Source organism: Burkholderia sp. FW306-1C-G01B (assembly GCF_058781685.1).
In genome coordinates this window covers 96,039-108,629 of record NZ_JBYSWZ010000006.1, presented here as the reverse complement: position 1 = coordinate 108,629, position 12,591 = coordinate 96,039, and the positions used below count along the sequence as shown (strand labels likewise).

The following is a 12,591-nucleotide window of genomic DNA, read 5'->3' as shown; positions in this document are numbered from 1 at the left end:
CGAGGACGGGAGAGCGGGGCGGTGCCGGCTAGCGTGCGCGCCTGCGCAGGCGCTGCGCTTCGAGGCGCGGCAGCAGGTGCTGGACGACGCGCGGCAGCGTGTAGATAGGCAATTGAGCACACGTGAACACGAGCGCCATGGTCGGCGTGGCCGCGAGCCCGAGCGCGGCCCACATCAGGCCGACGTTGCGATTGGCGACGATCAGCGCGACATTGAGCCGCGTGCGGACGTCGCCGGGCGTGAGACCGTACGCGACGATCTGGAAGCCGGCGTTGACGGCGAACGCGAGTGCGATCGAGGTCAACGCGCGGTGCGGCGCGTCGATGATCGACTGCTGCATGCCGGCCATCGTGCCGAGCGCGAATACCAGCAGCGCGACGACGACGATCGCGTCGATGGGTGTCGCATAGCGATCGAGCCGGGCACCGGCAAACCGCCGCACGAGCAGCGCGACGCCTTCGGCGCTGCCGATCAGCAGCGCAAGCCGCAATGCGAGCGTCACGGGCGAGATCGACACGGCCGCATCGTGGCTGAACCAGGCTGTCAGCAGCGGCGCGGTAAGCGGAACGAACGCCATCGATGCAAGGGTCGCGACGAGCGCGACGCTCGCGTCGAGCGACAGCATCCGCGCGATCGTCGACGTGCCGCTCGACGGCGGCGCGCAGTACGCGATCACCAGCGCGACGACCCAGTCGTACGGCATGCCCGCGAGCCGCGTCGCGATGCCGAGCGCGACCGGGCACACGATCATCGTCACTGCAGGCAGCAGCAGCGACACGGCCGGCCGCCGCGCGACCGCGCGCACGGCGCTGGGCTCGACGCGCAGCAGCGTACCGAGTACGAACAGGAACACAGTGACTGGCATCAGCGGCCGCGCCATATCCGCGAGCGGCGGCACCAGCAGCCCGAGGCCGACGCCGCACGCGAGCACGGTCGGGCCGCGCCGCACCAGCGCGGCGATCAGCGCGCGCACGGGCGAGCCGCGCGCCGACGGCGAGCGGAGGTGAAGCCGGAACAGACAGCGGATGGCATGCGGATTCCTCGTAAGCGGGCCGGCCGGGTCGGGATATCCGTCAGGCTAATCCCGATGATGTGCGAAGTAAAATGATATAAACTGGATCAGTAACAAGAGAAAGTGATATGAACATACCTCTGCTCGAAACCTTCCGGGCCGTCGTGCAGGAAGGCAGCGCGTTGCGCGCAGCCGAACGGCTCGGCTGCACGCAGTCGAACGTGACCGCGCGGCTGCGCCAGCTCGAAGAGTCGCTCGACGCGCCGCTGTTCGACCGGCACGGCAAGCGGCTGGTGCTGAACGACGCCGGGCGCCGGCTGATCCCGTATTGCGACCGGATCCTGCGGCTCGTCGACGAAGCGACGCAGGTGGTGCGCGAGACGCCGGTCGCGCGCAGCTTCCGGCTCGGTTCGATGGAAAGCACGGCGGCCACGCGGCTGCCTGCGCTCGCCGCCGCATTGAAGGCGCACGATCCGGCGCTGGGCCTCGCGGTGCAGATCGGCAGCGAGCCGGAACTGGCCGACGCGCTGCTGCGCGGCCGGATCGACGCCGCGCTCACCGCACGCGCGGTCGTCCGGCCGGGGCTGCGTTACGAGCCTGCGTTTGCCGAGGACATGGTGCTGGCGAGCGCGGTCACGGTCACGCGCCGGCAATTGCTGGCCGACAACACGGTGCGGCTGCTGGCGTTTCGCGACGGCTGCCCGTATCGGGCGGTCGCCGAGCACTGGCTGAAGGCGCGCGGCTTCGCGATCGAATCGGTGTCGTCGTTCGGCACGTTCGGCGCGATCCTCGGATGCGTGGCGGCCGGCATGGGCGTTGCGATCCTGCCGAAGCGGATCACGACCGAGCACGTGGCGCGCAAGGAACTGCGCACGCACGCGTTCGACGATCTCGACAGCGTGACGACCTACCTCGTCACGCCCGAGGAAGTGCCCGCGCTGCCCGAACTCGATGCATTGCGCGCGGTGCTGGGCCGGCAGGCGGGTGCGCTGCTCGCACGCTAGTGCCGGAGAGCCGGAGCGCGAGCGCGCGGTGCCAATAACGCTATGCCGGCGCGACAGCGCGTTCGTCCGCGAAGAAATCGGCCTCGATTTCGCGGATGCGCCGGCAATCGTCGAGCAGCCGCTCGAACGTCGGGCTGTAGAGGCCGACCGTGCCGAGCGCCGTCTGCAGGTCGGTGGTCACGCGCAGCGTGTCGCCCACCTTGATCCACTGCTTGAGCCCGACGAACGACGGCAGCGCCTGGATCGCTTGCCATGTGAAGTCCTGCGCGAGCACGCCGTTGCGCGACGACAGCAGCAGCACGTGCCCGCAGTAGCCGCGAAAATCCGTCGGCGCGGCTGCTTCGCCGAACAGCCGCTCCGGATGCAGCACGGCTTCGACGGCGGCCGACACGTGATTTTCGCCGCTGACCGCGCTCGTCAAGCGTGGATCGAGACTGCCGTGCAGCCGCGCGTTCAGCTCGACGATCGTCGGGCCGTCGGCCGTGTCGAACAGTTCGAGATGGGTCGGCCCGAAGCGTACTTCGAGCGCGTCGAGCACGTCGGCCGCGTAGTCGAGCAGCGGCGCGTAGCGCGGGTCGGCATGGTTCAGCACCAGCATCTTGTCGAGCCGCGGCGCGTGCGTGCGGTCGCGATGCACTTCCCACAGGCTGACCACGCGATGGCGGCCCTCGAACGACACCGAATCGACGATGTATTCCTGCCCCTCGGAATAGCTCTGGATCACGATGTCGTCGTTCGGCTGGTTATACAGCGAACGGGTGGCCAGCACGTCGCGCGCGGCGGCCTCGACCTGCGCGAGCGTCCGGCAGATCTTCACGCCTGCCACGCCTGCGCTGCGAGCCGGCTTCACCACGAGCGGCAGCGTGCCGTGCGCGCGCGCCCACGCGAGCGCTTCGTCGACCGACGTGCTGTGAAAATGCGCCGGTGCGCGCAGGCCGGCCTGGCGGATGCGCTCGTTCATCACGAATTTGTCGCGCCGCGCGGCCGACGTCGCGAGCGGATTGCGATACGGCACGTCGAGCCGTTCGGCCAGCGTGTCGGCGAGTTCGAGCGCCGCGTCGAGGCCGTGCAGCACCGCGCCGATCCGCAGGTCGCTCAGTTGCGCGAGCGTCGCGTCGATGTCGCCGCGATGCTGGACCTGGCGGACGTAGTCGGACGGGACGAACTGGTTCCGGTAGATTTCCGGCAAATCGGGGTCGCTGACCACGTGCGCGCAACGGATGCCGTACGCGCGAAACGCGGGCGCCAGATAGGCGGCCGTCGACGCACCGTCGACGATCAGGACGGTATCGATGAAGCGATGCTGCATGGATTCCTCGCTCGGCTATGGGATCGGTTGAAGGGAGTCGGGCGGCACGTGCTCAGGCCCGCGCGACGGCATCCGGTGCGCCGCCGGGCCAGCGCGCGGCCAGCACGATGCAGACGGCGACGAGCGCGGCCGCGACGGCAAACGCGCGCGACGTGCCGGCCACGATCGCTGCGCGCTGGCCCGCGACCAGCGCGCCGAGCGCCGCGACGCCGACGGCGGCACCCACCTGGCGCGCGGTATTGAGGATCGCGGACGCGGTGGCCGAGCGGCCAGCGTCGACACTGCCGAGCATCGTCGACGTCAGCGCGGGAATCGCGATGCCGCCGCCGATCGCCATCGCCGCGAGCCCCGGCACCAGCAGCGCGTATGGCGTGTGCGCGGCGAGCGTTTGCCACAGCCACACGTAGCCCGCGAGCGATACGGCAAGGCCGACGATGACGGTCGCGCGGAATCCGTAGCGGACGGCGAGGCGCGCACTCGCGATGTTGGCGAGCATGATGATCGTGAGCGGCGCGAGCGCGAGCCCCGATTCGGTCGCGGTGAAGCCGCGCGCGTTCTGGAAATAGAGGCTGAGCGAGAAGATCAGCCCGTAGAACGCGGCGTTCGTGATCGCACCGATCGCGAGAACGCCCGGTACGCGCGCGATCCTGAAGAACGCGAGCTGCAGCATCGGTGCCGCCACGCGCCGCTCGATCGCGACAAACAGCGCGCCGAGCACGACCGATGCGATCAGCGCGCCGGCCGCATACGGGTCGCCCGGCCCGTGCGCGCCGGCCCGGATGATGCCGCCCGTCAGCAGACCGAGCACGAGCACCGCGACGATCTGCCCGGCCGGATCGAACAGCCGCGTGCGCGCGGCGGCCGAATCCTGCACGCGGCGCAGCGTGAGCCACAGCCCGGCCGCGCAGATCGGCAGGTTGATGAAGAAGATCGCGCGCCAGCCGAGCGAATCGATCAGCAGCCCGCCGAGCGTCGGCCCGGCCGCGCTGATCGCGCCGCCGGTCGCGCTCCACCATGCGACGGCCTTCACGCGCGCGGCGGCGTCGTTCGCGCAAGCATGCGTGATGAGCGCGAGCGACGTGGGCAGGATCATCGCCGCGCCGACGCCCTGCGCGACACGCGCGGCGATCAGCGCCGCGAGCGACGGCGCGAGCGCGCAGCCGAGCGACGCGAGCAGGAACAGCGCGAGGCCGTACGCGAACAGCCGGCGGCTGCCGAAGCGGTCGGCCAGCGTGCCGGACGTCAGCAGCAGCGCGGCGAACGACAGCGTGTACGCGTCGACGATCCACTGCAGCCCGTGGACGCTCGATCCGAATGAGTGGCCGAGGCTAGGAATCGCGACGTTGACGACGGTCACGTCGAGCTGGACGATCGCGAAGCCGAGGCTCGCGGCCGCGATGGCCGGGAAGATCGCGCGCAGCGACGTGCGGTGCGGCGGCGCGGCGGCGGTTAGCGCGCAGTCGAGCGCCGGAGCGCGTTCGCTCATCGCTGCCCCCGTGCCGCGTAGGTCGCGAGGCGGCCCGTCGGCGACGAAGCGTCGCATCCGGCGTATCCGAAGTATCCGAAGTATCCGAACAAGCAGCGCAGCAGTGGGTATCGGTTCATCTGGCGGTTTTCCGTGTGGCGGGTGATGGGGCGGCTGCCGGTCGAGAGCCGGCCGCATCGTCGAATCCGACAGAAAACTAGCATCGACCCGCCAGCGAATACAAATAATAACCAGCGATTTTTTAACAAGAATTAGTGTTAAAGACCGGCGCAATCGATGCGGCCCGACGCTAGCCGCGTTGCTGAACTTATATCGACAATTTTTGTTTGCAATCGATTTAATATCATTTCGCAATGCAACGACGGTCTTCTAGTCTTGTCGAGCGCTTCGCACCGAGGAAGGCAAAGCGCAGCGGTGGTGCCATACCGCTCTTCGACCCAAGATCTTTATACGAGAGACCTATGACCTATCTCGCAGATGAACGCATCGTCTTGACGGCAGTGGAGTCCGGTCACATCCGGAAGACGCTCGGCGCGCTGGCCTACGATCCCGCTGGCGGCGCCGGCTATATCAGCGCAGTACGCAAGCTCGCCTACAACGCATTTCCCGACCGGATCGTCGACGCGTTCGACCGCGCGAAGGCGCCGACCGCGGACGCGCACGGGTCGATCGAGATCGACAACCTGCCGATCGACGACGACGTGAACGGCAGCCCGAGGTTCGAGGAAACCGGCCGCTCGTTCAAGGCTGGCGTGCTGAGCGAGAACGTGCTGGTCGCGCTGAGCACGCTGGCCGGCGAGCCGTATTCGATCGCGCACGAAGGCCGCGAGCTCGTGAACAACCTGACGCCGCACAAGACGACCGCGCGCGAATACACGGGCCTCGGCTCCGAGGTCGAGCTGGATTTCCATATCGAGAACGCCGCGCAGGCGCACATGCCGGAAGGCGACACGTCGCCGTTCGCGCTGCTGCTGCTCGGCGTGCGCAGCGAAGCCGGCGGCGGCCCGTATACGCGGCTCGCGGATGCGCGCCGTGCGCTGCAATTGCTGTCGCCGGACGATATCGCGCAGCTCTACGGCGAGCACTACATCATCCGCGTGCCGTACCGGTGGCGCGGCGCCACGCCGACGCCGCGCGACAACACCGACCTGAGCGCCGTGCTGTCGGGGCCGCTCGACGCGCCGCGCGTGACGGTCGCGTTCTATCCGGACATGGTGCTGGCGGTCAACACGCGCGCGCAGGAAGCGCTGGCGAACCTGTATCGCGCGGTGCGCGAGGTGTCGTTCGGGGTGCAGGTGTCGCCGGGCAAGCTGGTGCTGATCAACAACCATTTCACGTTGCATTCGCGCGACCGCTTCGATCCGCAATACGACGAGAACGACCGCGCGTTTCGCTGGGTGCAGCGTGTGTTCGTCGCGCGCAGCCTGTGGAATTTCCGCGCGTTCACGCCGCTGCAGGCACGTGTGTTCGATCCGAAGGCGCTGTATGCGGGCGAATCGTCGCAGGCGAATCGCCCGTCGCCTGTCGCGCAGCCGGCGCCTCGGCGCACTGCCGCAGCCGAACTCGAAGCGACGCCCGCTTGAGCGTGCCGGGAACGCAGCGCGGCGCACCGACGTATTCCAGCGCCGACCATCGCGCTGCCCGCGCTTGCGTTCGCCCCATGCGTCATCGAACAGGAAGGAATCCGGAAAACATGACAAGAACAGCATTCCCCGTTGCGCGTGTCGTTCGCATGCTGGCCGCGGTGCTGATCGGCGGCAGCTTCGCCGCGCAGGCCGCGACGTTCGACCTGAGCCCCGAGCAACCCGGCCGGCAGCGCGGCACCGCGAACCCGGCGGTCGAGCAGGCATTGCCGGGCGGCTTCAGGTTTGCCGAAGCGAACGCGCTGACGATCGGCATCGCGCCGAACCTGCCGCCGCTCAGCACGTATGCGACCGATGCGCGGACGGTGGTCGGCTTCGATCCCGATCTCGCGCAGCTCATCGCGGACAGCGTCGGGCGCAAGCTGAAGATCGTGCCGCTCGCGTGGGCCGACTGGCCGCTCGCGCTGCAGTCCGGCAAGGTCGACGCGGTGATCTCGAACGTGACGGTCACCGAGCAGCGCAAGGAGAAGTTCGACTTCTCGACCTACCGGAAGGATCAGCTCGGCTTTTACGTGAAGACCAGCAGCCGGATTGCCGCGATCCGCGAGCCGAAGGACGTGGCCGGGCTGCGCGTCGTGACCGATTCGGGCACGAACCAGGAAAAGATCCTGCTCGAATGGAACCGGCAGAACGTCGCGCGCGGCCTCGCGCCGGTCGAGATCCAGTACTACGCCGATGCGGCGGAGCGCTGGGTCGCGCTGCAGTCGGGCCGTGTCGACACGATCTTCAGCGTGAATTCGATGCTCGCGTACCAGGCGTCGCTGCGCGGCGATGCGAAGCTCATCGGCACCGTGAGCGGCGGCTGGCCGCGCACCGCGGACATCGCGATCACCACGCGCAAGGGCAGCGGCCTCGCCGAGCCGCTGACGCTCGCGATCAATGCGCTGATCGCGAACGGCAGCTACCGGAAAGTGCTCGGCCGCTGGAGCCTCGATGCCGAAGCGATCGACCGGTCGCGGACTAATCCGCCGGGGCTGCCGCGTACCTGAGCGCGGTACGGCGCGCGTGCGAACGCGGCGCCGCTCAGGTGATCGGCCACTGAAGAATGACGATCCCGTCGTTGTAGTCGCGGTCGGCGCCGTCCTCGGCGCCGAGCCAGCCGAGCCACACTTGATCGCCCGCGAACAGCGGCGCGAGGCGCGCATCGGTCGCGGACTTCCTGCCGTTGGCCGATGCGTCGATCCGGATCTTGCCGCCTTTCGAGTTCAGCGTGAACTGCCTGACGTCGTCGTTGCCGTTGCCGGCGAACGACGCGGCCGGTTCGGGCGCATCGTCGATGAACAGCTTCAGGTCCTGCCGGCCGGCGGCATGACGTTTCGGGAGCGGGAAGGGCGCGATTCGCGACTGCTATCGGGCCGCCGGGCGGCCGGCTATCCAATGCTTACCGGTAGGTCCAGAGCCGATGCAGCACGAACGTCGTCGGCGGGATCAGCAGTGCGATCGCGACGATGCTCATCGCGCGCGACACGTCGAGCATTTCGGCGGCACGCGCGAGCAGCAGCGTTTCGATGAAGCCGGCCAGCGTAACGACGAGAAAACGCAGCGCGTTGCGCGTGCGTACCGTCGACGAGAAGCTCCACAGCGTATTCGCGAGATACGAGAACGCCGTCGCGCAGAGAAACGCGACCGCGTTCGCGGCGACCAGCGTCGCATCGAACAGCGCGAACAGCGCGGACGCGACCAGCGTATGGAGCGCGGTCGAGCCGAGCCCGGACAAGCCGAAGCGCACGAGCCGCGTGCGCTCGGCATGGAGCAGGTCGATCATGGCCGTCTGCGCGCGTTCAGCGTACGTCGATCCGCGCACGGTTCGGCAACTGCACGCGCCGACGTGCGATCTGGCGGCGCGCATCGCGCGCGACCGGAAGTTCGATCACCTTGCCGTGCGCCTGGTAGCGGCGGCGGATCAGGTAGACGGGCCGTTGTTTCGACTCGTCGTAGATCCGCCCGATGTATTCGCCGATGACACCGATCCCGATCAGTTCGATGCCGCCGATGAACAGCGTGACCGAGATCAGCGACGCGTAACCGAGCACCGGATTGCCGAACAGCAGCGTGCGGAAGATGATGAACGAGCCGTACAGGAACGCGAGCGCGGCGATGCCGACGCCGATGTAGGTCCAGCTGCGCAGCGGCACCGTGCTGAAGCTGGTGATCCCTTCCAGCGCGAAATTCCACAGCTTCCAGCCGGAGAACTTCGAGTGCCCGGCGCTACGCGGGTCGCGCTGATATTCGACGATCACGGTCTTGAAGCCGACCCACGCGAACAGCCCCTTCATAAAGCGATGCCGCTCGGGCAGGTTGCGCAGCGCGTTCACGACCTTGCGGTCCATCAGCCGGAAATCGCCGACGTTCTCCGGCAGCTTCACATCCGACAGCAGGTTGTGCACGCGGTAGTAGATCGCGGCCGCGGTGCGCTTCGCGAACGAATCGCATGCGCGGTTGCTGCGCTTCGCCGCGACGACTTCCGCGCCGGCGCGCCAGTGTTCGATCATCACCGGAATCAGGCTCGGCGGATCCTGCAGGTCGGCGTCGAGCGGGATCACCGCGTCGCCGGCGGCTTCGTCGAGGCCGGCCGTCAGCGCCGCTTCCTTGCCGAAGTTGCGGGTGAGATCGATCACGCGCACGCGCCGCTCGCCGGTGCTGATCCGGATCAGGCGTTCGAGCGTGTCGTCGCGGCTGCCGTCGTTCACGCAGACGATCTCGAAGCGGATCGCGTCGATGGCCGTCAGCAGCGGAATCACGACGTCGAAGAAGCGCTCGACGGCCTCGCCTTCGTTATAGAACGGCACGACCAGCGAAACGAGCGGCGTGTAGAGTGGTTCCCGCATGATGATTCCCCTTGTGATGTCGCTTCACCGGCCGGCGCCGAGCGTCGGGCGGCCGGTGCGGCGCATTCCGAGCGCCGGGCGGTGGTGCGGTCGAACCGGATGTGCGAAGCCGGTCTCGGTCGAGTCGTCGCGTGCGTCGGGCATTGACGGCACGTCGTGTCTTTCCTGCGCGATCCGGCTGACGAGCAGCGCGAGCGATGCGAGCGTCACGAGCGGCATGAACTGGAACGACAGATGCGAGACGACCGCGAGGCCCGCGAGCGGCATCGTCCACAGCAGCATCAGCCATTCGCGATCGAAGCGCCGCCAGCCGTGCGTCCATGCATAGCGCGCGTACCACGCGATCACGATGCCGTACCAGGTCAGGTCGTAGTCGTACAGATAAGGGCTGACGAGCAGGCATGCGCATGCGAGGGTCGCGGCGCGCAGCGCATAGGAACATGCGCCGCGCCACGCGTAGACGACGGCGATCGCGGCGGCCGCGGCCGACAGCAGCTGAAGGCCGCGCGCGACGATCGCGGGCCAGCCGGCCATCGTCGCGAGCGCGAACACGGTCGGCATGCGGGCGAGCTTGGCGTGACCGGTGCCGACGATCGCGTAGACGTTGCCGATCACATGCGCGAACGTGACCCACGGGCCGACACCGAACGCGAGCGTCGCGAGCGCGGCGCAGCCGGCGATCGTCGCGGCCCACGCGGCCAGCGCGCGCCACTGGCCCGCGCACAGCAGCGCGAGCGGGAACAGCACCGCGAGCTGCGGCTTCATCGTCAGCAAGCCGAAGCAGATCCCGGCGCAGATGGGGCGGCGGTTCAGCGCGAGCAGGCCGATGCCCGCGAGCATCGCGGTAAAGAGGCTGGTTTGACCGACGATCACGGTGAGAAACGCGCCGGGGAACGCGAGCGCGCACAGCCACGCGGCATCGCGCTGCACGGTCGCGCGGATCGTCGCGGCGAACATCACATACGTGACGCCGAGCCACAGCACGAGTGCCAGCATGTACGGCAGCCAGCCGAGCGGCAGCACGAGCAGCAGCATCGTCGGCGGATAGAGCCACGGCAGCGCGCCGTCCGCGAGCGTCATCGTCGGGACTGCCAGCTTCTGGACCGCGAACAGCGCGGGGAAATGCCACGCGTCGGCACCGTGCCCGTGCGCGGCGAGCCGCGCGGCGCTCCAGATCGGCGAGAAATCCTGCGACAACTGTTCCAGTGCACCGTTGTGCGACAGGAGCACGCGGGTCACGTAGATGACGATGAACAGCAGTTCCGTCAGCAGCACGGCGGCCGCATAGAGGCGCACGCGATCGCGATTGAGCCAGTGCGGATAGCGGCGCGGGCCTGCGATCGGGAGTTCCGGATGCAGATCGACGGCGGAATGCGCTTGGCGGGCGAACGAAGGCGCTTTCATTGCTTGCTCCGTGACGCGAGCGCCGTGCGGCGCACGACGACGAACAGCACCGCGAGCAGCACGACCGGCCCGATCTGTGGCAGCTTCATCAGCCGGTTGAACATCTCGAAGATCGGCAGCAGCCACGCGAGCACGAGGATGCCCTGGTCGCCGGGAAGCCAGCCTTCGTCGAGGCCGTGTGCGATCAGGCAGAAGATCGCAATGCCGAGCCAGGTCAGTTCGTAGTTCCACAGATACGGCGTCGTAAGCAGCGTGGCGACGGCCAGCACCGCGGCGCGCAGGCGCATGTCGCGCGTGCGGCGCCACACGTCGACGGCCGCGGCGATCGCCAGCAGCGCGACCGCCGCTTGCGCGGCCAGCGCGGCAGCCACCGGCGCACCCGCGAGCCGCAACGCGGCGAACGGTGTCGGCGACGCGAGCCAGTACGACGCGAGCATGAAATGCTGGTCGCGTACCGTCGACATGGCGTGGCTCAAGCCGTGCATCGCGCCGGGCCCGGCCAGCGCGATGCCGGCCGCCGCGAACAGCGTTGCGCTGATCGCCGCCGCCGCGAACGTGCGCCACGCCCGCGCCGCGATCAGCACGAACGGGAACACGACGGCGAGTTGCGGCTTGATCGCGAGCAGCCCGATCAGCACGCCGGCCGCAACCGGACGCTTGCCGAGCAGATGCAGCGCGAGCGCGGCGATGCCGGCGGTCAGGATGCTGTTCTGGCCGAACAGCGCGGACATGCACACCGCCGAATACGCGGCCGCGACGAGCGCCGCGGCGCGCGGGTGCGGAAGATGCGCGCGCAATCCCGACAACCGCGAGACGGCGAACGCGTAGCATAAAAGACTGCCCGCGAAAAAGAGGAAATATGCGGGCAGGAAAGGCACAAGGGCAACGGGCGCGATGAACAGCAACATCGTCGGCGGATAGAGCCAGGGAAGCGGCCGGTGCTGCAGATACGCACCGAAGTGCGCGAACTCGGCCTGCAGGAATGACGAAGAGTCGTAGGCCGCTGCGGCATGGCCTTGCAATACGAGGTTCGATGCGGTCCAGAAGACCGAGAAGTCGGCGCCCGGGCGGGCGGTGGCATTCGACGTGAAGCCGTCCGTCACGATGCCCCAGACGGCGAGCAGCGCGGCGAAGAGCATCAGCATGATGCAGCTGTACGGAACGATCCGGTCCGCTGTCAACCATTGAGCACAGCGTATTGCGCGATCGCGCGTTCCACGATTGGCTGTGTACATGATGCCCCGTTTGTGGTGGAGGCTGCTTGGTCTGTCGCAGCCGTTTCATGTTGTCGTGCCACCGGATCGAATCGCTCTGAATGGCGTTGTCCGGTGAATGCATTGTTGAAGAAAAAATCGCATGTTGCAAACCGCGCACTGGAAGCCGGGATCCCGATTAATCAGTGACAGGCGTGAAAACCGCGTTTTTTGGTATGAGAAAACGACCCGGTCGGGTTTCATGTTGCTGGCTTGAAACATTCCGTGTTTTTGAGCGGTGTCGCGTCCCTCCGATCCCATGAAATGCAACCGGCTGCCCGCGTCCGGGAAAATCCCGAGAAAAAATTTTGGATCCTTTGTGCAGCGCGGCGGCGAGCGTTCCGGCGTACCTCGCTCGCGGGAATGCATATATCAAAGTTGAAACATTTCGTTCGTCGCACCATTGGCGCGAGAACCCGTGGATCGCCGGAACCCTTGATACGCCTGGATTTCGCTCGAGGTGGCCTGCTCTTTGCGTCAGCGTTGGCACGGCAGTCGGCGAAGTGACGACCGGGCTGTTCCGGGAACAGACGGAACCGGCTTCGGAATCACCTGCGGAGAAGAGGGCCGGAGCGCGTCGGGGAACACGCAGCTCCAGGTCGATGAACCGCGAGAATCGTCGCCGATCGACCGATGAGACCCGATAGCGTCA

The 12,591-nt window shown here is 67.8% G+C and carries 11 protein-coding genes; 3 read left to right on the top strand and 8 right to left on the bottom strand.

From position 1 onward, the window contains the following. Positions 1-28: 28 nt before the first annotated feature. Entirely contained in the window at positions 29-973 is a 945-nt protein-coding gene (locus AC3WLY_RS13910; RefSeq protein ID WP_175963027.1) for a hypothetical protein, read from the bottom strand. A gap of 167 nt (positions 974-1,140) precedes the next feature. On the opposite strand from AC3WLY_RS13910, the gene AC3WLY_RS13905 reads away from it, so the two are divergent. After that, positions 1,141-2,016: a LysR family transcriptional regulator gene (locus AC3WLY_RS13905; RefSeq protein WP_492309525.1), complete on the top strand. Its 876-nt coding sequence runs from the start codon at positions 1,141-1,143 to the stop codon at positions 2,014-2,016. Between the two features lie 40 nt (positions 2,017-2,056). Here AC3WLY_RS13905 and AC3WLY_RS13900 read toward each other — a convergent pair whose 3' ends face one another. After that, on the bottom strand, positions 2,057-3,325 hold the full coding sequence (locus tag AC3WLY_RS13900; RefSeq protein WP_175963025.1) for an ATP-grasp domain-containing protein: 1,269 nt from the start codon (positions 3,323-3,325) through the stop codon (positions 2,057-2,059). 52 nt (positions 3,326-3,377) lie between these two features. Beyond that, on the bottom strand, positions 3,378-4,811 hold the full coding sequence (locus tag AC3WLY_RS13895) for an MFS transporter (protein WP_492309526.1): 1,434 nt from the start codon (positions 4,809-4,811) through the stop codon (positions 3,378-3,380). 461 nt (positions 4,812-5,272) lie between these two features. Here AC3WLY_RS13895 and AC3WLY_RS13890 point away from each other — a divergent pair, with 461 nt between their 5' ends. Then, a complete protein-coding gene (locus AC3WLY_RS13890; protein ID WP_425130913.1) occupies positions 5,273-6,394 on the top strand; it encodes a TauD/TfdA family dioxygenase in 1,122 nt (373 codons plus the stop codon). 110 nt (positions 6,395-6,504) lie between these two features. After that, positions 6,505-7,443: an ABC transporter substrate-binding protein gene (locus AC3WLY_RS13885; RefSeq protein WP_492309527.1), complete on the top strand. Its 939-nt coding sequence runs from the start codon at positions 6,505-6,507 to the stop codon at positions 7,441-7,443. 34 nt (positions 7,444-7,477) lie between these two features. Here AC3WLY_RS13885 and AC3WLY_RS13880 read toward each other — a convergent pair whose 3' ends face one another. From AC3WLY_RS13880 to AC3WLY_RS13860, 5 genes are read right to left on the bottom strand one after another with little or no spacing between them, the layout of a single operon-like run. After that, complete coding sequence (locus AC3WLY_RS13880) at positions 7,478-7,792, bottom strand: fucose-binding lectin II (RefSeq protein ID WP_492309550.1); 315 nt, start codon at positions 7,790-7,792, stop codon at positions 7,478-7,480. A gap of 43 nt (positions 7,793-7,835) precedes the next feature. Further along, positions 7,836-8,219, bottom strand: coding sequence for a GtrA family protein (locus tag AC3WLY_RS13875; RefSeq protein ID WP_175963021.1), 384 nt, complete (start codon positions 8,217-8,219; stop codon positions 7,836-7,838). Between the two features lie 16 nt (positions 8,220-8,235). Continuing rightward, on the bottom strand, positions 8,236-9,282 hold the full coding sequence (locus tag AC3WLY_RS13870; protein ID WP_175963020.1) for a glycosyltransferase family 2 protein: 1,047 nt from the start codon (positions 9,280-9,282) through the stop codon (positions 8,236-8,238). Positions 9,283-9,306: 24 nt separating this feature from the next. Then, the gene (locus AC3WLY_RS13865; RefSeq protein WP_492309528.1) at positions 9,307-10,686 is read right to left on the bottom strand and encodes a glycosyltransferase family 87 protein; all 1,380 of its coding nucleotides are present in this window, start codon (positions 10,684-10,686) and stop codon (positions 9,307-9,309) included. Next, the gene (locus AC3WLY_RS13860; RefSeq protein ID WP_492309529.1) at positions 10,683-11,921 is read right to left on the bottom strand and encodes a glycosyltransferase family 87 protein; all 1,239 of its coding nucleotides are present in this window, start codon (positions 11,919-11,921) and stop codon (positions 10,683-10,685) included. Before AC3WLY_RS13860 ends, AC3WLY_RS13865 begins: the two co-directional genes overlap by 4 nt. Positions 11,922-12,591 lie beyond the last annotated feature (670 nt).